This window comes from Terriglobales bacterium (assembly GCA_035624455.1).
Taxonomy (GTDB): Bacteria; Acidobacteriota; Terriglobia; order Terriglobales; family Acidobacteriaceae; genus DASPRM01.
The window spans coordinates 45,294-67,979 of record DASPRM010000164.1; the positions used below are offsets into that span (position 1 = coordinate 45,294).

Here is a 22,686-nt window from a genome sequence, read left to right on the forward strand (position 1 = left end):
CTATGCAGCACGGACCGATAAGCATCGCTGGCAGTAAAGGAGTCTTTATGCTGAAAAATCCTTCACTTCTCTTAGTTCTGTTACTTCTTGCGACGACTGCCTTTTGCCAAACTCAGCCTCCAAGCGAGCAGGAGAAAAACAAGACTGTTGCCCGACTGTTCCTCGAAGACGTACTGGGCCAGGGAAGGCTTGACCAGTATTCGGACTCGCACACAGCCGATTTTGTGGCCCACGGAACTGACCGGGACTTCAGTCTGGCTGAAGACATGGCGGCAGCGCGTGAAGAACGCACAGCGATGCCGGACATGCAGATGGCGGTTAACCGTATGGTCGCCGAGGGGGATTTGGTTGCCGTGCATTGGACGGCGTGGGGTACGAACACGCAGCCGGGAATGGGGCTTCCCGCGACCGGCAAAAAGATTAAAGTTTCGGGAATAACCATCTTCCGCTTCAAGGCAGCAAAGATTTCTGAAGAGTGGAGCGCCTGGAACATGCTTTCGGTGTTAAAGCAGGCTGGCCTCTTTCCTCCGAACCCATAAGCTGGACAGGGCGTTCGGGGTAACTGAGGGCTGCGCTTGCTGCGAGCCTTCGGTGATATCGCCGCCTCGACGCCTGATCCGAGGTACCGGAGGATACTCGCGGAGCACGGAATGCGGACGGTGGCAGGCTGCGCCGAGAAGCTCGGCGAAGAGGAACTCAGAGAGTTGCGCGCTCGCCAAGCCACGCTGGAGGGCCTCGCTGCGAATTCGGAGTTGGCGTAACATCCCACTACACAAGTAATTCCACACGAGATCTAAAACCGGCTAGCGTAATATTCCCCACGAACACTCGAATCCTCATGCTCCAACCACTCCAGATCTGCGCCTACGATCCGCATTGGGTTCAGGAATTTGCGGCGGAGCGGGACCGCATTGCCCAAGTCCTCGGCGAACTGGCGCGCCGTATCGACCACAACGGCTCGACGGCTGTCCCGGGACTGGAAGCCAAGCCCATCATCGACATTCAGGTTTCCGTGGAACAGCTGCAGCCTATCGCTGCTTACGGCGAGCCGTTCGCCACCCTCGGTTATGTTCACGTGCCGCACGCTGACGACGCTTTCTGTCCCTTCTTTCATCGCCCAAAGGACTGGCCGCACACGCACCATGTTCACGTGGTTCAGTCGGGCGGCGAGGAAGAGCGACGCACCCTGGCATTCCGTGATTACTTGCGCGAGCACAGCGATACCGCAAGGCAATACGCCGCTCTCAAGAAAGCGCTGGCCACTCTGGCCGACGCCGCAGACTCTTCATCTCGTGAAAAATACGCGAATGCAAAAAGCGAATTTATTGAGCGGGTGATTCAGATCGCGCTGGCCGCGGGATATCCCCGCGGGTTGTGACTCATCATCTCTGCCGTCGGCTGCCCGCTATGCCAGGTGGTTATCCTTAGTGGAAACGTCCGCTACCAATCCTGTGCGTTCAGCACGATTCTGCTCTCGACAACCATTTCAAATAAACGCCGCTCATGCGTGTTCGTAGAAGCGGAAGAACAGCGATTGCTTGGATACCGGCTGAGTTTTCTCGGTAAGGGCTGCCATCTGTTGCTGGCTGAGCGGGGTGAATTCCCGGGCCAACTGCACATTTTCCTCGAGCTGGGAGGTAGAGTCGCAGCCGATGATGACGGTACTGACGGGCAGCGAGAGAGAATAATACATAGCCTGACGCATGGTGATTGTCCCGGGGGTCGGCGCCAGGACCATTCCTTCCCACATGTGTTTCTGTTTCTCGATTGGTGGCGGAGTCCAGCTCGACAGGATGCGCCCTCGCGCCGGCACCTTCATTCCCACAATGCCCATTCGCTTCTCGACGGCCAGGGGCAGCAATTGATCCGAAAAGCTGTAGTGATGAGGATCGGCAGCATTCACAGCCATCAGAATCGTGTCGAATGGGTAACGATGGATGGCCGCGATGAGCGGTTCGGGCCGGAAGTGCCCGGTGATACCAAGATAGCGCACGATCTTCTGGTCGCGAGCCTGAAGCAAAGCCTCCATGGCGCCGCCCTTGGCGAAGATCTTGTCGATTTCCCCCATCGTCCCTATGTCGTGCAGTTGCCAAATATCGATGCGGTCGGTTTGCAACAGTTTCAGCGAGGTTTCGAGCATACGCATTGAACCGTCGCGTGTACGGTCAATTGTCTTTGTCGCCACAAACGTCTCGGCTCGGCGGCGTTTCATTACCTTTCCGATGTATTGCTCGCTCCAACGCTCAGGACCACCGTATATGGAAGACGTGTCAATGTAATTCACACCGAGATCCAGGGCCTTCTCGATGATGGGGACCGCGATCTCCTCGTTGTGCGGACGTTCAAGGGCGGCCTGTCCGCCTAGACTGAAGATGCCGACCTTGTAGCCAGTTTTCCCCAGATTGCGAGTTGGCATGCCATTACGGCCTCGCGAATCGGCTTGTACCGCTCCCGCCGCGGTAGCCACCTTCGGAAAAGCCGACGACCCGATTACCGCGGCTGTCATCGCGCCACTTGACTTTAGAAATGTCCGACGGCTGCTTTGGGATGGCTCGTTAGCCCTGTCTTTCTTCATGGTCGCCCTCCACCAGGGGTCCGGAAGCTCGACATCAATGACGCACTTCCAAGCCTTTGCGTCAATGGCTGGCGGCTTGCGCTATCGCTGCCGAAAAATTCGGATGTATTCGCTCTCCACGGGGATGGTCTGGCGACTGCGGCTTACCATCTCATCCACGCTGTAGGGCCACGGCTGCTGGATGAACAATGACATCAGGACGCCGCCCAGCAATCCCACATTCTTGGTGAAGTTATTCAGATCGTCGGCGAATTGTTGCGGGTTGTTGACGTCAGCCCAAAAATTGTTTACCAGGGGCGTAACGAATACCAGGAAGATGACGATCAGCCAGGCGCCCACTCGGGGCCAGGCTCCCAGCAGGATACTGGCCCCGCCCAGAAAGATGAGCACGCCGGAGCCGATCACCGCCAACTCGGGCAAAGGATAGCCAGCCGCCGCTACCATTTCCGCCAACGCCGTGTGGTGTACGAAGTGGTTCAACCCCGATCCCAAAAAGAAGCCACCGAACAAAAGGCGGCCGAGCAGAAGCAGGACCTTCATGGTGGTCTCTTTTGCGGTGTCCATGAGCTACCCCCGGTGGAGCGAAACTCTACCTCAGCGCCTGGCCATCAGACAATGGGGACCGACCTCATAAAATTTAAGCATGTGACCGTAATAATCTGGCGCTTGCCGCCGTCCTCCATGCGTACACCAATGAGGATAAGTATGTCTTGCCTCCGCTTGCTGATTTTGCTCCTGCTCTCTGCGGCATCGTTTGCGGCCGTCGAATCCAGTTCGCCCCTCACCGCGGACGAAATCATGGCGCGCGTGGCTGCCAACCAGGACCGCGCAGAAGATCTGCGCAAGAACTACATATATAAACAGCACGTCCACGTGGTCACCCACAAGACCAATGGCAAGCTCATGCGCGAGGAAACCACGGATTACACCGTGATCCCGATCCCTGATGGCGCCAGGAAAGACTTACAGCTCCTCACTGGCCGTTATCTTCATAAAGGCAAGTATCAGGACTTCAGCGGTGAGCCGCGACCCGACGCCGACAGCATCGACGCCGAACTGGTCGATTCTTTCCGCGGGGACCTGACCGGGGACATCAGACGAAGACCCGATCATCAACACGGGGTGCACATCATTCTGGACGAAGACACTCACACCAAGGACGGCATCGGCGGTGACTTATTTCCACTCACCACCGCACAGCAGAAAAAGTATGAGTTCCGCCTGGTTGGTGAACAGATGTTTCAGGGCCGCGAAGCCTACCATATTGCCTTCGGGCCGAAGAACAAGCATGAGATTGACTGGGCAGGCGAAGCCTACATCGACAGACAGGAATTTCAGCCCATGCTGGTGTTTACCAAATTATCTCGGCAAATCCCGTTTCCGGTCAGAACTGTGCTCGGTATTGATCTGCCCGGTGTCGGTTTCAGCGTGCAATACAAGCGCCAGGAGGACGGGGCTTGGTTTCCATCAAGCTTCGGAACCGAATTTCACCTGGAGGTGCTGCACTTTCTCAAGCGGGACATTTCCCTGTCGCTTGACAACCACGACTTCCAGCACACGCACGTGGACACCAAGATCGAATATGGGGGAGGGTTACGGTAGGGCAGCTTCCAGAAGTTGACCGGGGCGCCTGCGGGCTAGCTTCGTGGAATGCTCTCGACCTGAGCAGACATGCTCTAGTTCGCGGCCGCTTTGCACGTGTCGCTTCCCAAGCCCGTCAACTGCACTGCCATGATGGCCACCTTGACCGCGCGCGTGCGCATCTGCTCCAGGGTGGTGCTGATTTCCGGCGAGCCCAGCGGAAGATTGGCGGTGTCACGGCGCATCTCCAGCAGGTCGTGCCGCTCACGTTCCACTTTGAACTGCAGCTCCTGCGTCAGTGACTTATCAGCCTCGGCGTCCTGCTTGCCGGATTTCTTCTCGGCGCAATTCTGCGTTTTCACGCGTGCAAACAGGTCTTGCCACTCACGATCGTCGGAAACGGCATCGACAGCATTGGCGAACGTCTCGCTCCAACCGGCTTCGTTCTCGTGAACTCCCAACCCTGTCTTTACTTTCTCCTCACAACTCTTGTCGCAACCTGCGATCTGGCCTTCGCTCGCGGAGGCACGCGTCTTCTGACGCAAATCAGTCATATCCTCGTCGGTCAGCACGCGATGCGTGCCAGCGGCTTTCGCCTTGCTCTCGGCAGCAACATCTCCCAGCGATTGCGCCCTGCAATTCGTAGTCACACCAAATCCAACCGCGCACAGCAGGCCTGCCAATAACGTGCTCTTACCTACAGCCACCAGTGTTCGTCCCATTGGTCCCCTCATTTTCTATTTTCTTGCTTGCGGAAGTAGAGCATTGATCGGACCTGCGAGCCTAGTTACCGACGTACTCGCGTCTTGCGTTTTGCCTGATTTCTTGCGGGTTTCCAGGGGAGAAATTGCTGATGAGCCCCTGTTACCGAAGACGCAGTCCGCGAGTAATTATCGGTAGTCGGCGCCCCGCCCTATGATGCGGCTGAGACCCGCAATTCCGGAGCGACGACAAAAAATGCGCAAAGGGACCAACCTGCTTGTCCTTATTCTGTTGAGTTTTATCCCCGCTCTCGGCCACGCCCAGACTGTTCAACCTGCCACTTCCGACGACAACCGCAGCCTGGGCGACATCGCTCGCGAGCGGCGTGCTGCCCACAAGGTGGAAATCAAGGTCACGCAGGACGACTCCAAAAAATTGTTCTCGTCGATCAGCGAGACACTCGACTTTGCCAGTGACGATACAGGTTTTCCCAAGCGCAGCGAGGTGAAGCACCAACTGATCGGCCAGGAAGACGTGAAGCGCCACATGTCCGAGGCAATGTCAGAGAGCGCGGCGGCCCAGCGTTTGGCACGCTCAGAACTTGTGCTCAAAAAGTTTGGCTTCCTCCCCCGCGATTTCGATCTGAAAACCTTCCTGGTTGGCGCCAGCGGCCAGAGCATCGCCGGCTATTACGACTTCAAGACCAAAACCATGTGCCTGCTGAACTGGATTGCCTTGGATCAGCAGATGCCCATCATGGCCCACGAGCTTACCCACGCGCTGCAGGACCAGAACTACGATCTGCAAAACTGGCATCACCACGACAAGCAATCCCAGTCCCGGCAAGCGGAAATGAAGTTACACGTGGACGCACAGGATGACCAAGAGGACGGCGCCCGCACCGCTGTGGTGGAAGGTCAGGCCATGGTGGTGTTTGTGGATTACACCCTGAAGCCGATCAACCGCCGGCTGGCAGGTTCACCCGATTTAATGCAGGTCCTGAAAGGCCGTCTCGATGGCAGCTACGACACGGCAGTGGTGGTCCATAACGCTCCTTTCATGCTGAAAGAAAGCTCCATCTTCCCCTACCGGGAGGGATTGAATTTCGAACTGGAGCTGCTGAAAAAGGGCGGCACGCGGATGGCTTTTGCCGGAGCCTTTGCCCGGCCGCCGCGCGATACCCACGAGATCCTCCAGCCTGAAGCGTACCTGGAACATGAGAAGCAAACTCCGGTGATCATTCCCGACCTGCGGGCCGTTCTTCCGCCGGAATTTCAGCCTTACGACAGCGGCACCATGGGCGAACTCGACGTCCGCATCTTCGCGAAACAATTCGGACGCGATAACGACGTGTATGTTCTCGGCCAGAATTGGCGCGGCGGATCGTACATCGCTGTGAAGCGGTCTCCGGCCGACCCTCCCAACACCAAGGCCTCTACCGCCGATCTGGGATTGCTCTACGTTTCGCGCTGGAAGACCACCGAATCAGCCGAGCGTTTCATTCAGCTCTATAAGACTTCACTCTCGAAGCGAACCACAGTGCAAAGCGAGAAAACGTTTGAGCCCACCAGCTGCGCCGGCAGTGGTCAGGACTGCGGTCCAAGGCAATCCCTGCGCGTGAATACTGACGAGGGTCCAGTATTTATCGAACTCTGGCCCGGAAATCTCGTGTTCATCGCTCACACGTTCGACGAGCAAACCGTCAGCCGCTTGCGGCAGACTGTGTTGAAGCCGACCAGCACGCCTGCGCCGTCGAGCACCGCCGAGCTCAGCCTCAGGCTGTACGAGCTGCCCGCATTTCGCGCCTTCCAGCAAGAGCTTTGGCGGGAAGTGGTTGAGAAGCTCAACCAGGAACGGTGAGGGAGAGTATTCGCGGGAAAATCTTCGCGCCGTCTTGCGGCTTCACTCTGTGATGCTGAGCGGCGCAATATCCAGCCAGTATTTAGAATGGTCCACGGAGGATGGATCCATGTCCGAACTGGCTGCCAAGAGTTGCGTTCCCTGCCGCGGAGGCGTGCCCCCGCTGGCTGGGGAGGAGCTGAACAAGTTGCACAAGCAAGTATCGCAATGGCAGGTGGTCGAAGGTCATCACCTCAAGCGCGCTTTCACCTTTCCCGACTTCCGCCAGGCTCTCGATTTCACCAACCGTGTCGGCGAAATCGCCGAACGCGAAGGCCATCATCCCGACATCTGCCTCTCCTGGGGTAAAGCTGAGATCACCATCTGGACCCACAAAATTAATGGGCTGACGGAAAGCGATTTCATCCTCGCAGCCAAGATCGATCAGATCCGGTAGGTTTGCCAGCTCTGTTTTCCCTTGTCATCACGAGGCCCCCACGGCGGCCGAGGGATCTGCAGTTCTTCAGTCGGCAGTACGCCAAACATTCCTATTTCGTTGGTGTAACTGTGACAGGATGGATCCGCAACAGAGAAAAATTCGGGGGACAAGCTCACACATGCCCATTCCCCCGCGCCTTATCGCGCACCTTCAGTGTGCGGCGCACCCGAGGCAGCAGAGCCGTGTAGTACTCGATCAGTGCGGTCACCCGCTGCGGCTCGGAGCGCATGCCGAGAAGCGTCTGCTTGAAGTCCAGATCCAGGGGCAACATCCCGGCGATGTGGAACGAAATTTGGGGTTCGTCCACTTCAGGAGCCTCCGCCGACTCCGCCCCGGCTAAAGCCAGCAGCTCCTGGTGCATGGTGAGCAACTTCTCCACGTCCGAAGGCGGGGGGTTGCCGGGATCATCGTCAAAATAGCGAACCTCCGCCTGCAAGAACGATCTCTCCTCGTTGACCTGCATAATCTCGAAGCGTTGGCGTCCCTCGGCCACGATATCCATGCGGCCATCCTCGTATTTCTTGGTGACCTCCATGATCTCGGCTGTGCAGCCCAGCTCGGCCAGCGAGTTCTCTTTGGCGCGCACCAGGCCGAAAGGCTTGTTCCCAGCCAGAGCCTCCCCGATCATCTCCTTGTAGCGAGGCTCGAAGATATGCAGTGGAAGCGGCGCCCCGGGCAACAACACCATATCCAATGGAAACAGCGGCAGCAGACTCACAAGCAGATTGTACGACAGACCCCGAAGCTGGGCGGGACACACAAATAGTGGCACCTGCGTTAGCATGGTTGCCATGAATGTGGTACTCGTCTCGACCTACGAGTTGGGACACCAGCCTTTCGGACTTGCTTCGCCAGCGGCATGGCTGCGCCACGACGGTGCCCGCGTGACCTGCCTCGATCTCTCGCAGCAGGCATTGAAGGACAATGAGGAATGCCTGCGCAATGCAGATCTGATTGCTTTCTATCTGCCGATGCACACCGCCACCCGCGTCGCCCTGTACGCTATCAGCCGCGTTCGCAGCCTGAATCCGCGCGCGCATCTGTGCGCCTACGGCCTCTACGCGCCCTTAAATTCAGATCAACTCCGCGAGCTTGGGATCCAGAGCATCTTCGGCGGCGAATTCGAAGCGCCATTGGCTGCTTTTGTCAGCAAGCTGATGCGTCACGAGGGCAACGGCACCGACACGAGTTCCTCGGCTTCGATTTCCCTCGACCGTCAGCAGTTTCTCGTCCCAGACCGCTCCAGATTTCCGCGCCTGAACAAATACGCAAAATTGATGCTGCCCGGTGGACGAGAGAGAGTCGTGGGCTACACCGAAGCCAGCCGCGGGTGCAAGCACCTTTGCCGGCATTGCCCGGTCGTCCCGGTTTACAACGGCGTGTTTCGCATCGTGCAGCGCGATGTGGTGCTGGCAGACATACGGCAGCAAGTTGAGGCTGGAGCCGAGCACATTTCTTTCGGTGATCCCGACTTCTTCAACGGTATCGGACACTCACTGGGAATCGTGCGCGCACTTCACACCGAGTTTCCCACTCTGAGCTACGACGTGACCATCAAGATCGAGCACCTCCTCACGCACGCGGAGCATCTCTCCACCCTGCGCGAGACCGGCTGTGCTTTCGTGGTCAGCGCCGTCGAGTCATTTGACGATAACGTTCTCCGCCTGCTCGATAAGGGGCACACCCGCGCGGATTTTGTGGAAGTATTGAAGCTCATGCGCGAGATCGGTGTTCCGCTCTCGCCCACTTTCGTTGCCTTCACTCCCTGGATTTCGCTGGCCGGATATGAGGACTTTCTGCTCACCCTCGCTGAGCTCGACCTGATAGAAAACGTCCAGCCGATTCAGCTTGCGATACAGCTGCTGATTCCCTCCGGATCGCGCTTGCTTAAACTGCAGGAAGTACGCGACCTGATCGGGCCATTCGACCACGCTGCACTTTGCTATCGTTGGCTACACAGCGATGCCAGAGTCGATCTGTTGCAGCAACAATTGGAGGCATTCCTGCAGCAGTCGCGCAAGTGGGGAATGCCACGTCGAGCCATATTCGAGCACGCGTGGAGCTTGCTGCAATCCTTCCGCAGGAACGAACGTGCGGCTGATTCGAGAGAGCCTGCGCTGCCTCCGATGGCGGCGCGGACAACAATTCCTTACCTCACCGAGCCCTGGTACTGTTGAGCTGAGCCCACCACGGGGCAGTTGGCCCCGTTCTGATTCTCCCTGTCATACTCGCAGCCATGGCGCGTAAGCAAATCATCTGCCTCACGCGGCGCATGAAGGATGAAGATCCGCACCGCCACATCTCCCACCTGGGCATTGGAGACGAGAACGGCTGGTCTGAAGTTCTGATGGCGGAAGAAGTGATCTGGCAGCTCAAATCAGAATCGGGCGATCGTTATTTTCTGCGTGGCCGCGACGGCTGGGAAGCTGACGTGAAGCTGGGAAAGTGTCCTTTCTGCTCCGCGGACCACGTGTTTCTATGCTCTGCCCCGGATCTGACGGCTACAGACAAACTGCTGACACTGCCCGTGTGCGGCTGAATATCATCTATTCGTCATGCTGAGCGATGCGCCCGCTTTTGCTTTTCGACCCCGCGATTCTTGCGGGTCGCGGGCGCAGAGTCGAAGGACCTCGCGTTTGTTCCTACCGCTGAATGCCTGTTCCGGGACGACCAAACCACCCCAAGAATAGGGGCCTGATTCTCTAAGTCAGGCCCCACCCCTGGCATGGGGTTCAGAACTACTCTTCTTCCTGTCGCAGCTTTGCGATCACGCCAAAATCTTCCAGCGTGGTGGTGTCGCCCTTGACGTCGCCGCTGGTGGCCAACTCGCGCAGCAGGCGGCGCATAATCTTGCCGCTGCGTGTCTTCGGCAGAACATCGGTGAAGCGGATGTCGTCCGGTCGCGCCAGCGCTCCGATTTCCTTCACCACCCACTGCCGCAGCTCTTCTTTTAGCTGCGGACTGGGTGTCTGGCCGCCCTCGAGCGTCACAAAGGCGGCGATCGCTTGTCCTTTGACTTCGTCTGGGCGTCCCACGCAGGCCGCCTCCGCCACCATGGGATGCGCTACCAACGCCGACTCCACCTCCATGGTGCTCAGCCGGTGACCGGAAACATTGATCACGTCATCCACACGGCCCATGATCCAGAAGTAGCCGTCCTTGTCGCGCCGCGCGCCATCGCCCGTAAAGTACGTGCCCGGAATCTGCGACCAATACTGGCGGACATAGCGGTCAGCATCACCCCAAACCGTGCGCAACATCGCTGGCCACGGCTTACGGATCACAAGGTAGCCACCCGAACCCGCCGGCACCGGCTTGCCATCCATGGTCACTACTTCGGGGATCACCCCGGGGAAAGGCTTGGTAGCCGATCCCGGCTTCGTGGCGATCGCCCCTGCCAACGGGGTGATCATGATCATTCCGGTTTCCGTCTGCCACCACGTATCGACAATCGGGCAGCGGTTGCGCCCGATCACTTCCCGGTACCACATCCAGGCTTCCGGATTGATGGGCTCGCCCACGGTACCCAGCAGGCGCAGGCTGTCCATCTTGTGTTTTCCCGGCCACGACTCGCCCCACTTGATGAACGTGCGGATTGCCGTCGGAGCCGTATAAAACACGTTCACCTTGTGGCGGTCGATGATGCTCCAGAAGCGGTCCGGCTCGGGGAAGTTAGGTGCGCCCTCATACATCACCGAGGTCGCACCGTTCTGCAGCGGGCCGTAGACGATATAGCTATGCCCGGTGACCCAGCCGATATCGGCGGTGCACCAGTAAACATCTTCCTCTTTAAGATCGAAAACCCACTTGCAGGTGAGATAAGTACCGACGGAATAGCCGCCCGTTGTGTGCACGACGCCTTTCGGCTTTCCTGTCGTACCGGAAGTGTAAAGGATGTAGAGCGGATGCTCGGCATCAACCGGCGTGGCGTCGCACTTGTCGCTCGCCTTGGACATTAGATCGTGCCACCAGTGATCGCGGCCGGCTTTCATCGTTACCGGAGTCTTGGTCCGCTGATACACGATCACGTGTTTCACCGAAGGACACGAATCCAGCGCCTCATCGACAGCAGGCTTCAGCTTGACTTCATTGCCACGGCGATAAGAGCCATCCTGGGTGATTACGGCCACTGCCGTGGCATCATTGATGCGGTCCACCAGTGCGTTCGACGAAAAGCCGCCAAATACTACCGAGTGGATGGCACCTATACGGGCGCACGCCAGCATGGCCACTGGAAGCTCCGGCGTCATACCCATATAAATGGCCACCCGGTCGCCCTTCTGGATCCCCAGGGACTTCAGCACGTTGGCAAACTTCGAAACCTCGGTCAGCAACTGGGCATAGGTGAGCGTCCGGATCTCGCCTGGCTCTCCTTCCCACAGCAGAGCGGTCTTGTTGGCGCGGCCACCCTTCACATTGCGGTCGAGGCAGTTGAAGGACAGGTTGATCTCGCCACCTACGAACCACTTCGCCCAAGGTGCGTTCCACTCCAGGACCTTGGTCCAGGGCTTGAACCAATGCAATTCGCGGGCGATATTGCCCCAGAACTTCTCCGGATCTTCAGATGCTTCCTTGTAGAGGCGCTCGTAATCTTCCAGGCTCCGGATGTGAGCTTTCTGCCGGAACTCCGCCGGCGGCTCGAACGTGCGTGCTTCCTGCAGTACGGAATCAATGCTTTGCTGTGGTGAGGTAATCGTCTCTTGTGCCATTCTGACTCCTGCCGCGAGCTGAGTAATATCGTAGTACGATTTACTGTTCCATGGTGGAAATGTCGCCCGGATCCTGTCCACTCTCCTTCGCCTTCAGAAAGCGGCGAAGAATCTTACCAGAGCGGGTCTTGGGTAGGGCAGCTACGAACTCAATCGCCGACGGCGTGGCAATCGGCCCCAGTTCCCGCCGTACATGCTCGACCAGGGTAGTTGCCAGGGCGTCACAAGCGGTATGGCCGGCACGGCAGGTCACGAAGGCCTTGATCACTTCCCCCTTGAGGGCATCGGGCACTCCGATGGCTGCCGCTTCCGCCACTGCGGGGTGAGACACCAGTGCGCTCTCCACTTCCGCGGTTCCGATCCGGTGTCCGGCTACGTTGAGGACATCATCCACCCGCCCCAAAACCGTAATGTAGCCGTCGGCATCCTTGACCGCCACATCCCCGGTAGCGTAGCAACCCGGAATCTTCTTCCACTCGCGATCGTAGCGGTCGGCGTCTCCCCAAACAGTGCGCATCATGTGCGGGAATGGCCGCTTCAGGACCAACCGTCCGCCGGCCCCCGGAGCCGTGGGCTTCCCTTCTTCGTCCACCACATCTGCGATGGATCCAGGAAGTGAGATACCGCACTTACCGGGACGGGTAGCCATCGAAGCCGGGGTTCCGATAGCCGGTCCGCCCAGCTCGGTTTGCCACCAGTTATCGCACACATAGCCCCATTTCCCGTCGCCAGCGAGATGCGTCTGTGCCCAGCGCCAGGCTTCCGGATTCAGCGGCTCTCCCGCGCAGGCCACAAAGCGCAGGCTGGAGATATTGTGCTTGGCGGGCAGCGCGTCGCCATATTTCATGAACATGCGCAGCGCGGTAGGAGCGGTGAACATCTTGCTGACGCCATAACGCTCGACAATGTCCCAAACGATGTCCGGTGCGGGGTAGTCGATTGCTCCTTCGCGAAACAGTGTTGTCACTCCTGCGCACAGCGGGGCATAAACAATGTAGGAATGACCTACAATCCAGCCGATATCGGAAGTACACCAGAACACGTCCCGCTCGCCAACGTCGTAGTAATTTTCCAGATGGTAGGTAGTCCCTACCATGTAGCCGCCGTGGACATGCACGACGCCTTTGGGCTTGCCCGTACTGCCGGAGGTATAAAGGATGAACAGGGGATCTTCGGCATCCATGTCTTCGGCGGGGCAATCGTCAGGGAATTTCATCAGATCGGCGAAATTCACTTCCCGCCCGCTCAGTTCCGCGTTCTCGCGTGAGAACACCACCACTTTCTCCACGAACTCCAGAGCATCCACAGCTTCATCGGTGATGGCCTTCAGTTGTACCTTCTTGCCGCGGCGGTATCCGACATCGCCGGTAATCACAATGCGCGCCTGGGCGTCGACAATCCGCTCGCGCAGCGCAGTGTGTCCCAGTCCGGCATAGACCACGGAATGAATCGCTCCGATGCGGGCGCACGCCAGCATCGCCACCACACCTTCGATCGTAAGAGGCATGTAAATAATGACGCGGTCGCCCTTCTTCACTCCCAGCGATTTCAGTCCGTTGGCAAACCGGCACACCAACTGGTGCAACTGGCCGTAGGTGACGATGCGCTCAGTTCCGTCCTCCCCTAGCCAGATGTATGCCACCCGGTTGCGGCGATCGGAATTGGCGTGACGGTCGAGAGCATTCACCGTGATGTTCGTGCGGGCACCCAGAAACCATTTATGGTGCACGCCATCAAACTGCATGACCCGTTGCCAGGGCGAGTTCCAGACAAAATTGCGAGCGTAATCTCCCCAGAAGGCTTCCGGAAAATTGATGGAGCGCTCGTATTCTTCGTTCCAGGATTGCTGGCGGGCGCTCTCGGCGACGATCTTGGGGGAAGGATATTCTTCGGCGATATTAAGCAGATTAGAAATACTTTCGTTTGCGGATTTTGTGGCTAAAGTCATATGCAACTCCCGGAAACGTTCTGATGCTTTGGGGAAGAAAGATGAGCATGCCGGCGGCGGTACGTGCGACCGCCGTCCGGCATGCGTGATACAGGTTAGTGGGCAAGCGCCTTCTCCGAACCCAGTCCGGTGTTGGCGCGAACCTCCAGTTCAGTGAATTTGTGCTCGGCGGAAGCCTCGCGGCCGCCCAGCAGGGTTCCTAAAAATGCTCCGATGAATCCCAGCGGAATGCTGGCGATGCCGGGATTCTCCAACGGGAATATTGGAGCATGCTGAATCAGGTGGCGTGAAATGGCCGGCGTCGTTGCCGTATCGATGCCCATGACGCTGGGGCCAATCAGGATGAGCACAATCGACGCCAGCAGGCCGACGGCCAGGCCCATGACCGCTCCCAACGTGTTAAACCGTCTCCAGAAGATCGAGAGCACAATCACCGGCAAGTTGGCGGAGGCAGCCACTGCAAAAGCCAGAGCCACCAGGAAAGCCACGTTCGCGCTGGGTCCCAAAACAATCGCGATGCTGATGGCCACCGCACCAACCACAAAGGCCGCGATCCGCGACACCATCACCTCCTCGCCCGGTTTGCGCTCCACCCCTTTGTGAATCACGTTGGTCCAAAAATCGTGAGCAAAGGACGTGGAGGCGCTGATGGTCAGTCCAGCAACCACCGCCAGGATCGTGGCGAAAGCAATCGCGGAAATGAAGGCGAAGAACACATCCCCAGCGACTGCCTGCGCCAGCAGAGGCGCGCTCATGTTGTTGCCGCCATGAGTAGAGATAAAGTCGCGCCCAACGATGGTGGCTGCGCCGAATCCCAGGAAGGTGGTCATGATGTAAAAGCTGCCAATCAAGATCATCGCCCAGACCACGCTATAGCGCGCGGTCTTGGCATCCGGAACGGTGTAGAACCGGACCAGAATGTGCGGCAGCCCCGCCGTGCCAAAAATCAGAGCCATGCCCAGCGAAATCAACTCCAGGGGACCGTTGGGTGGCTTGAAGCGCAGCCCGGGCTGGAGAAAGTCTTTAGTGATCTCCTGCCCTGCTGGGCCATGGTAGCTTACGTGCTGCACGGCAGTGAAGAAATTGGAGAAACTGAAGCCGAACTTGCTCATCACCAGAATGCTGAGCAGAATGGTGCCCGTCATCAGCAGGATGGCTTTGATGATCTGCACCCAGGTCGTGGCCAGCATACCGCCGAACACCACGTACACGATCATCAGAATGCCGACGCCGATGACAGCCGTGCGGAAATTGATCCCTGAGCCCTTCAACAGCAGGCTCACCAACGCGCCCGCGCCCACCATCTGCGCGATCATGTAGAACGTGCTCACGGTGAGGGTGCTGACGGAAGCCATGGCCCGTACCGGCCGCGGTTTTAACCGATACGCGAGCACGTCTGCCATGGTGTACTTGCCCGCATTGCGCAGCGGTTCTGCCACGACCAGGAGTACGGTCAGGTAAGCGACCAGCCAGCCTACCGAGTACATGAACCCGTCGTAGCCGAAGAAAGCGATCAATCCCGCAATCCCGAGGAAGGAAGCAGCGCTCATATAGTCGCCGGCAACAGCCACCCCGTTCTGCCAGGCGGTAATACGCCGGCTCGCGGCAAAGTAGGCGCCCGCGCCGGCGGAGCGGCGAGCGGCCCAGTAGGTGATCCCTAGCGTGATCACGATAAAAACCAGAAACATCAACAATGAGGTTGACATGGTTATTTGCCCTCCTTGCTGGTGTCCACGTGATCGAGGATGCGGCGGCCGTATTCGTCAAAGCGGCGGGCAGCGCGCACGTACAGGAAAGCAATCAGCCAGGCCACAAAAAACTGCGACAGTGCAAACAGATACGCCAGATTCACCGAGCCGACGCGCTTGTCCATAAACTGAGGAAAGTAACCGACGGAAATGGGAAGCAAGAAGTAGTACACGACGAAGAAGATAACCGCGGGAATGACGAACTTCTCCCTCGCCGTGAGCAGTGATTTGAATTCGTCCATGCGGGCGACGCGTTCCCAAATATCCGGTTCGCCAGCGGGTGCAGCGGGCGCCGAACGACCGGGCACCGCCGCGCGGGCAGCTTGTTCCTGAGCCATGCAAGCCTCCTGGTCCGTCAAGCAGGACGGAACCGAATTGAGACCAGAAAAGGGTTCTGGCCTAGACCGAACGTTCGTTAGGACTCTCGAACCTCCGCCTGCCACCGTCCTGAGTTGGCCCCGAGGTAGGCTATTCCCCCCACCCCACCTTGAGATAGGAGCACAGCCAATAAGTAGGCGTCATGGGGAGATGGCCCTCCTAGTGGCGAAGCGGCATCCGAGAACCTGGGCCTGAAAATGCCGTATGAAGCCGGTATGAATATCCCTCTTCACCGAACAGGGGGTGGACCGTGGCGCCGCTCAACCTCGCACATCCCGGCGGGCCGGGCACATCACCAACGCAGGTGAGCCACAGACGCGTTGCGGAGGACAGGAGCGGAGGCCGCGTCTGTTTGGCAGCGAAGCTCTTGGGGCGTTCACGCTCCAGCAACCTGTCGGCAAGTCGCTGTTTTCGCACGAAAACGCCTCCTGCGGGCGCGCAACTGGCGCCACCCGCCTGTTTCGGTGGCGCTTATCTTCGATACCTTAGCTACCAGTGTCTGTGCGCTGGGTCACAACAGGGCTGTGATGACCCGGCGCAGAACCAATTCCGGGCGCACATTGTAGCGCCAATTTAGCCGCTGGGAAGAGCTTTTTCGTGCTGCGGTTGCCCCCGCCGCGAGTGCCGGCAACATGCCAATCTGCCTCAAACCACGATAACCCGTGACCCCAAAAGCATTGATTACCTGGCCCGCGGGACATCCTCAGGGGTCTCCCCATGGTCACTGGTGGACACCGCCTTCCAAAAAAGATAATGACGCCGGGTTATCGCCTGACGAAGCTTCCCCCGCAACTTATTTCCGGACGGCGGTTTCTATATCAGGCAGTCCCACAACCAGATCTCCAATGAGGTACTGATGAAGAAACTGCTCGCCTCCCTACTCGCGGTGGTTTTCGGCAGCGCTCTCTGTGTGTCAGCCTTTGCGCAGACCGCCACACCAAGCACAACGCCGCCCTCTTCCACCCACCATCACCATAAGCACCACAAGCATCATCACCATCATCACCAGCAGACGACTTAAGAAGTCGACAAGCCTTCTGCCAGGCCAATTCTTTAAACGGGTTGACCTGGCATTATTTTGGCCGCCCCCCTCTGCCGAATTATCCAACCAGCCAAAGCCATACTGCGCCAAATGTAATGGTTGCCAGCGTCACCGGCACCCCAGCTCGCAGATAATCGCGGAAGGTAATGTTAACCGCCGGACGCGCTCCCTCTACCACGATGATGTTGGCAATGGATCCGGTGATGGTCAGATTACCCGCAAGCGTACTGGCCATCGCCAGCAGCATCCAGGCACGGTGTGGCTGCGCGAAACCGGGCACCACGGACTTCAGCAACATCACCGCCGGCACATTGCTTACAATGTTGGATAGAACAGCAGTGATTGCGGTAAACGTCGCCGCGTTGTGAAGATTCAGCTCCCGCGCAAGCCGCAGCAGCTGCTCGGTAATGCCCACCTTCTCAGCCCCACCTACGATCAGAAACAGCCCTACAAAAAACACGAGCAGTCCCCAATCAACCTCGTCGTACATCAAACGGGGTTCCAGGGTGCGCGTGATGAGCATGAGCGCCGCTCCCACTGCCGCGACCAGCGGCGGTGGCAGTCCCGCGAGAAATCCCGCCATGACAAACAACACCACCAGCACCGCCTTGGTGAAACTTGTGCGGGGGATGGCAGGATGGGCAGGATCGGGTTCCGCGCCGGTCCTCGCCTCGTCATGCGGAAACAGCCAGTGCAGAATGGCCCAGTCGAGCAACAATCCCACCAGCGCTACCGGCCCCAAGTGCCAGAGGAAGGAGCGGTAGGGTATATCGGAATACGATCCAATCAGGATGTTTTGCGGATTTCCGGTGATGGTCGCCACACTGCCGATGTTGGAAGCTGTCGCCACTGCCAGCAAGTACCCTAGCGGCCGGACTCCCAGTCGCCGTGCAAGACTCAAAACGATGGGAACCATAACCAGGCAAATAATGTCGTTCACAAAGAACGCCGATAGCAGTCCCGAGCTCAGGATCACGGCTGGAAGCAGGTGCCTCGGCCCCAATCGCACTACCACCCAGGTCGCCACTGCATCGAAGAACCCCACCAGGCGAAGGTTGGCGACAATCACCATCATGGAGAAGAGCAGCACCACGGTGGCGAAGTCGATGAACCGCAGGCCATCGCTGGGACCCAGGATGCGAAACGCGAACATCAGCACCGCGCCGATCACCGCCATGCCTGGGCGGTCAATCTTCATCCCCGGAAACTTGCCTAGGGCAAACACCAGGTAACTGGCGGAGAAGATGATGTAGCCGGCAAGCAGGCGGGCTTCGCTGAGGGTGGCGGGGGAAGGCTGCACCAGTCTCTCCTGTAAATCTTCAGTAAAGTCTGCAAGTTACACAACAACGTCGCGCTACTCTTCCCGTCTATACTAGGTGCTTGCGATCAACCGAGGTCAGCCGTCTTGACGGAAGGTCCGTCTGCCGGTAATGAATCGCGCATGAGGTGGAAATGAAAAAGCTAGCCGTGCCGCTGTTGATTTTACTTTCCCTGCCGGCCGTGGCACAGGATGCGCCCAGAGGGGCCCCCAGTGGCCAGACACCGGGCGCGAACGGCCAATTCGAGCGCGGTGGCATGCGCCGGCGCGGCGTGGGCGGCACCATCACCGAATTGCGCTCCGACGGACTCACTCTAAAGACCATGAGTGGCGATACCGTCAACGTCAAATTCTCCAGCACCACCCAGTTTGCCATGAGCGGCAAAACCATAAAGCCTTCGGATTTGAAGGCCGGTGATTTCGTTATGGTCGCGGGTGAGCGCGCCGAGGATGGAACCTGGACTGCCAACTTCGTCGTGAATCGCACTGAAGAAATGAAAAAGTGGAAGGAAAACCTGGGCAAGACTTTTATAGCCGGTGAAGTGAAGGCGATCAACGAGACCAAGCTCACCATCCAGCGGCCTGACGATCAGACCCAGACCATCGAGGTCGATGAGAGCACCTCCTTCCGCCGCGGCCGCGACGAGAGCATCACCCTGGCAGACATCAAGGTTGGTGATCGTGTGACGGGCCCGGGAGAGCTGAAGAACGGCGTGTTCGTGCCATCCACTCTGCGCGTAGGAGGAGCAGGTGGCCCGGGCAGTTTCATGGGTGGTCCCCCGCCCGCGGGACAAGCGCAATCTCCCAAGCCGTTACCACCGCAGTGAGTCTGGAGTCTTGACCAGACCACAAGTTTTTAACTTCGATCGCCCGATGATGTCTCAGGCCACATCACAATCTGCTGTTAACTCCGGAAGCGAGCACTGGCAATACCGCCCCCGCGCCCTGCCACTTTGGATCATAACCGGGGTTCTGCTCTTTGCTCTCGCGGTTTCTGCTGCCGCACAAACGAACCCGACTGCCCCGCAACAAACAGAGGCGCCTGCGATGCAGGTTCCAGCAGCCACCTCGCCCGCGACACAGTCGCAAACACAGCCTCAGCCTGCAGGTGAACCAGCAACTCCGCCGCCTGCACCTGCAGCTCCTGACGTGAGCTGTGATATTGCCGGCAAGGTGACCGCCGGAAACCTGCCACTCCCCGGAGTCACCATCTCCGCCGCCAATTCACTCACCGGCAAGAAGGTCGCAACTACGACCGATCAGGATGGCAGCTTCACGTTGTCAGTTTCTCCCAAAGGAAAGCTGGTCGTGCGCGCTGAGCTGGCCGCTTTCGCGCCGGCCACCAAGGAAGTTGTCATTAACGCACAGAATTGTCATCCGCGAGTGGATCTCGGCATGACGCTGCTGTCGCGCGTTCAGCAACAGCAGGAAGAGAACGCCCAACAGCAAGCCGCGATGCGCATGGGTGGAGGCCGTGGCTTTCAGAACATTGGCATCAGCGCCGACTTGAGCGCATTCGGAGGTGGTGGCCAGATGCAGTTCGGGGGCGGCAGCGAAAACGGCAACGGCACAGGTGGACTGCCTGCCGCCAGCTTTGCCGAAGGACCGACAGAGTCAGTCGCAGTTTCAGGCAACCAGGCACAGTCCAATGAGTTCATGTTTGGTACTAGTCGAGAGATGCAGGACCGCATCGAGGAAATGCGGGACCGGGCACGCCGTGGAGAGTTCGGCCCCGGCGGCGTTGCTCTTCAGGGTCCCGGCGGCGGCTACGGTGGCCCAGGCGGCTTTGGTGGTCCCGGAGGCGGCCCAGGAGTCTTCATGATCGGCGGCGGACGCGGCCGCTTTAACGTCAACAAGCTGCATGGTTCGTTGTTCTATAGCGTCGGTGATTCCGTTTTCAATGCGGCTCCTTACTCACTCACCGGTCAACCTGTCGTCAAACCCGACTACCTGCAGCAACGCTTTGGAGGCGTGCTGGGTGGGCCACTTCGCATCCCCAAAATCTACAACGGCGGCACCAAGACATTCTTCTTCTTGTCTTATTTTGGCAATCTCGTCAGCAATCCCTATGATGCCTTCTCCACCGTGCCCACGCTGGCGGAGCGTTCCGGAGATTTCTCCGCCACCACAGTTGGTGGATCCCCTGTGACCATCATCGATCCCCTAACCCACCTGCCTTTTCCGGCTAATCAGATTCCTGCGCAGCGGATCAATTCCGCCGGAGCCGGCTTGCTGAATTTCATTCCTCTCCCCAATCTGCCGGGAACGACGCAAAATTTCCACTTCACCACGTCGGCGACTAATGACAACCATAACGTCGGCTTACGTTTGATTCACAACTTCGACGGCGGTGGACCGGGTTTCGGGGGACCTGGCGGAGGCGGAGGTCGAGGCGGGTCGCGTAACAACATCAACCTGGGTCTGCACTATCGAGACGTCCACAATGTGTTGACCAATCCCTTCCCTAGCGTCAGCGGCAATACCGATGTCAGCAGCTGGGATGTTCCTATCGGCTTTGTTCGCAGCAAGGGAAAACTCACTAATAATTTGCGTGTGGATTTCAACCGCACCGACACCCGCACCAGCAACCTCTACGCCTTTCAGCAAAATGTCGCTGGCAATCTGGGAATTAACGGGGTGGCCACCGACCCCTTCGACTGGGGCATCCCCAATTTCTCGTTCACCAATTTCAACAGCCTCACCGACATCAATCCCCAACACCGGGTCGATCAGAGCTTTTCGGTCAGCGACTTCATGATTCTGCCGCATGGAAAACACACCTTGCGCTGGGGCGGAGACTATCGCCGGGTGCAATTAAACACCCGTACCAATCAGGATCCACGCGGCAGTTTCGTGTTCACTGGTTTCTACAGCGGCTACGACCTGGCGGACCTTCTTTTAGGACTGCCGCAGCAGGCCGCGGTGCAGTTCGGTGTGGATAGCTACTACCTGCGCGCCAACGTCTGGGACCTGTTTGTCCAGGATGAGTGGAAGATCTCCGGCAACTTCACTTTGAACGCAGGCCTGCGCTATGAGTATTTCTCTCCGTACACCGAGATTTTCAACCGGCTGGTGAATCTGGACGTCGCTCCCGGCTTCACCGCGGTGCAACCTGTGCAGCCCAACCAAGTTGGCCCCTACACGGGACAGTTTCCCGCTTCGCTGGTCGAACCCGACCGCAATAATTTCGCTCCGCGGCTGGGAATTGCCTGGAAGCCATTAAAGAACACGGTCGTCCGCGCCGGCTACGGCATGAACTACAACACCACCGCATACGCTTCCATGGCATTAAACATGGCGTTCCAACCGCCCTTCGCGGTGACGCAAACCAACATTGGCACTGCCACAACACCGCTTGACCTGCAAAACGCCTTCCCCTCCCAGCCTGCGGGCACTACCAACAACTTCGCCGTAGACCGCAATTACCGTCTGGGATATGTACAGCTGTGGAACGTGGATATCCAGCGTGAGTTTCACCGCGACCTGGTTGTCAACATCGGCTACAACGGATCCAAAGGCACACGCCTTGATATTCAAACCGCTCCCAATCGGGGCCCGGACGGTCTCCTCATCCCGGGAGTGCAGCCTTTCATCTTCGAAACGTCTCTGGGCGACTCCATTCTGCACGCCGCTTCCGTTCGCGTGCGCAAGCGCATGAGTCACGGTATCCAGATCGGCGGCACCTACGTTTATTCCAAATCCATCGACAATGCCTCCACTATCGGCGGCGGGGCCGTCGTGGTGGCGCAGAATCCCGACGATCTTGCGGCCGAACGCGGGCTCTCCAGCTTTGACCAGCGTCATAAATTCACCGGCGACTACATGTTCGAGCTGCCGTTTGGTGAAAATAAGCGTTGGCTGAGCACCCGCAGTACCGCCGAGCGGATTTTTGGGGATTGGCAGTGGAGCGGCAGTCTCACCATCGCCTCCGGCTTTCCCTTCACACCCCGCGTGTTGGGCAATTTTGGAGACATCAGTCGCGGCACGAACGGCACCCTGCGCGCCGATTTGACCGGTGAGCCGATCACTCTGCCCAACTCCACGATTCAGGAATGGTTCAATACGGCGGCATTTGTTGTCCCGCCGAATGGCCAGTTTGGAAACGCCGGGCGCAACATCATTCCGGGCCCGCCGACGGTGCTCGTTAACATGGCCATCGGAAAGCAGCTTCGTTTTAGCGACACCAAGATTCTTGAGATTCGACTGCAGGCAAGTAATGTCTTCAACACGCCGCAATATACGGCCATCGACACCATCGTGAACTCTCCCACCTTTGGGCGGGTGACAGCAGTAGGAAACATGCGCCAGCTACAGTTCGTGACCAGGTTCCGCTTCTGATATGGGCCT

The 22,686-nt window shown here is 58.3% G+C and carries 19 protein-coding genes; 10 read left to right on the forward strand and 9 right to left on the reverse strand.

Annotated features, from left to right (window positions below; all coding sequences use genetic code 11):
- The first annotated feature begins 47 nt into the window (after nucleotides 1–47).
- Entirely contained in the window at nucleotides 48–539 is a 492-nt protein-coding gene (locus VEG30_19025) for an ester cyclase (protein ID HXZ82030.1), read from the forward strand.
- Between the two features lie 299 nt (nucleotides 540–838).
- The gene (locus tag VEG30_19030) at nucleotides 839–1,378 is read left to right on the forward strand and encodes a GrpB family protein (GenBank protein HXZ82031.1); all 540 of its coding nucleotides are present in this window, start codon (nucleotides 839–841) and stop codon (nucleotides 1,376–1,378) included.
- A gap of 123 nt (nucleotides 1,379–1,501) precedes the next feature.
- On the opposite strand, the gene VEG30_19035 is transcribed toward VEG30_19030, so the two are convergent.
- Together VEG30_19035 and VEG30_19040 are read right to left on the reverse strand one after the other, a co-directional pair.
- Nucleotides 1,502–2,575 (reverse strand): aldo/keto reductase, encoded by a 1,074-nt coding sequence (locus VEG30_19035; protein HXZ82032.1) that lies wholly within the window; start codon nucleotides 2,573–2,575, stop codon nucleotides 1,502–1,504.
- A gap of 81 nt (nucleotides 2,576–2,656) precedes the next feature.
- Complete coding sequence (locus VEG30_19040) at nucleotides 2,657–3,139, reverse strand: DoxX family protein (GenBank protein HXZ82033.1); 483 nt, start codon at nucleotides 3,137–3,139, stop codon at nucleotides 2,657–2,659.
- Between the two features lie 141 nt (nucleotides 3,140–3,280).
- Between VEG30_19040 and VEG30_19045 the strand changes: the two genes are divergently transcribed.
- Nucleotides 3,281–4,177: a hypothetical protein gene (locus VEG30_19045; GenBank protein ID HXZ82034.1), complete on the forward strand. Its 897-nt coding sequence runs from the start codon at nucleotides 3,281–3,283 to the stop codon at nucleotides 4,175–4,177.
- Nucleotides 4,178–4,251: 74 nt separating this feature from the next.
- Here the strand turns inward: VEG30_19045 and VEG30_19050 are convergent, their stop codons facing one another.
- Entirely contained in the window at nucleotides 4,252–4,878 is a 627-nt protein-coding gene (locus VEG30_19050; protein ID HXZ82035.1) for a hypothetical protein, read from the reverse strand.
- A 235-nt stretch (nucleotides 4,879–5,113) separates the two neighbouring features.
- Here VEG30_19050 and VEG30_19055 point away from each other — a divergent pair, with 235 nt between their 5' ends.
- Together VEG30_19055 and VEG30_19060 are read left to right on the forward strand one after the other, a co-directional pair.
- Nucleotides 5,114–6,718, forward strand: a complete 1,605-nt coding sequence (locus tag VEG30_19055; GenBank protein ID HXZ82036.1) for a hypothetical protein — start codon at nucleotides 5,114–5,116, stop codon at nucleotides 6,716–6,718.
- Nucleotides 6,719–6,827: 109 nt separating this feature from the next.
- Nucleotides 6,828–7,154 carry a 4a-hydroxytetrahydrobiopterin dehydratase gene (locus VEG30_19060; GenBank protein HXZ82037.1) on the forward strand — a complete coding sequence of 109 codons (327 nt, stop codon included), beginning with the start codon at nucleotides 6,828–6,830 and terminating at the stop codon, nucleotides 7,152–7,154.
- Nucleotides 7,155–7,308: 154 nt separating this feature from the next.
- On the opposite strand, the gene VEG30_19065 is transcribed toward VEG30_19060, so the two are convergent.
- Entirely contained in the window at nucleotides 7,309–7,989 is a 681-nt protein-coding gene (locus VEG30_19065; GenBank protein HXZ82038.1) for an LON peptidase substrate-binding domain-containing protein, read from the reverse strand.
- Here VEG30_19065 and VEG30_19070 point away from each other — a divergent pair.
- Both VEG30_19070 and VEG30_19075 read left to right on the forward strand, forming a co-directional pair.
- Nucleotides 7,988–9,373 (forward strand): CUAEP/CCAEP-tail radical SAM protein, encoded by a 1,386-nt coding sequence (locus VEG30_19070; protein ID HXZ82039.1) that lies wholly within the window; start codon nucleotides 7,988–7,990, stop codon nucleotides 9,371–9,373. The two genes, VEG30_19065 and VEG30_19070, sit on opposite strands and share 2 nt — an antisense overlap.
- Nucleotides 9,374–9,432: 59 nt before the next feature.
- Nucleotides 9,433–9,735, forward strand: coding sequence for a hypothetical protein (locus tag VEG30_19075; GenBank protein ID HXZ82040.1), 303 nt, complete (start codon nucleotides 9,433–9,435; stop codon nucleotides 9,733–9,735).
- A gap of 199 nt (nucleotides 9,736–9,934) precedes the next feature.
- On the opposite strand, the gene acs (VEG30_19080) is transcribed toward VEG30_19075, so the two are convergent.
- The 4 genes from acs (VEG30_19080) to VEG30_19095 form a co-directional block, all read right to left on the reverse strand.
- Nucleotides 9,935–11,905, reverse strand: coding sequence for an acetate--CoA ligase (gene acs / locus VEG30_19080; GenBank protein HXZ82041.1), 1,971 nt, complete (start codon nucleotides 11,903–11,905; stop codon nucleotides 9,935–9,937).
- 40 nt (nucleotides 11,906–11,945) lie between these two features.
- The gene (gene acs, locus VEG30_19085) at nucleotides 11,946–13,853 is read right to left on the reverse strand and encodes an acetate--CoA ligase (GenBank protein HXZ82042.1); all 1,908 of its coding nucleotides are present in this window, start codon (nucleotides 13,851–13,853) and stop codon (nucleotides 11,946–11,948) included.
- 95 nt (nucleotides 13,854–13,948) lie between these two features.
- Nucleotides 13,949–15,559, reverse strand: coding sequence for a cation acetate symporter (locus tag VEG30_19090; protein ID HXZ82043.1), 1,611 nt, complete (start codon nucleotides 15,557–15,559; stop codon nucleotides 13,949–13,951).
- Nucleotides 15,560–15,561: 2 nt separating this feature from the next.
- Nucleotides 15,562–15,939 (reverse strand): DUF485 domain-containing protein, encoded by a 378-nt coding sequence (locus VEG30_19095; GenBank protein HXZ82044.1) that lies wholly within the window; start codon nucleotides 15,937–15,939, stop codon nucleotides 15,562–15,564.
- 896 nt (nucleotides 15,940–16,835) lie between these two features.
- Between VEG30_19095 and VEG30_19100 the strand changes: the two genes are divergently transcribed.
- Nucleotides 16,836–17,000: a hypothetical protein gene (locus tag VEG30_19100; protein HXZ82045.1), complete on the forward strand. Its 165-nt coding sequence runs from the start codon at nucleotides 16,836–16,838 to the stop codon at nucleotides 16,998–17,000.
- A 79-nt stretch (nucleotides 17,001–17,079) separates the two neighbouring features.
- Here VEG30_19100 and VEG30_19105 read toward each other — a convergent pair whose 3' ends face one another.
- Nucleotides 17,080–18,321 (reverse strand): anion transporter, encoded by a 1,242-nt coding sequence (locus VEG30_19105; GenBank protein HXZ82046.1) that lies wholly within the window; start codon nucleotides 18,319–18,321, stop codon nucleotides 17,080–17,082.
- A gap of 152 nt (nucleotides 18,322–18,473) precedes the next feature.
- Between VEG30_19105 and VEG30_19110 the strand changes: the two genes are divergently transcribed.
- Together VEG30_19110 and VEG30_19115 are read left to right on the forward strand one after the other, a co-directional pair.
- Nucleotides 18,474–19,166: a DUF5666 domain-containing protein gene (locus VEG30_19110; GenBank protein ID HXZ82047.1), complete on the forward strand. Its 693-nt coding sequence runs from the start codon at nucleotides 18,474–18,476 to the stop codon at nucleotides 19,164–19,166.
- A 220-nt stretch (nucleotides 19,167–19,386) separates the two neighbouring features.
- A complete protein-coding gene (locus tag VEG30_19115) occupies nucleotides 19,387–22,677 on the forward strand; it encodes a TonB-dependent receptor (protein ID HXZ82048.1) in 3,291 nt (1,096 codons plus the stop codon).
- The last annotated feature ends 9 nt before the right edge of the window (nucleotides 22,678–22,686 follow it).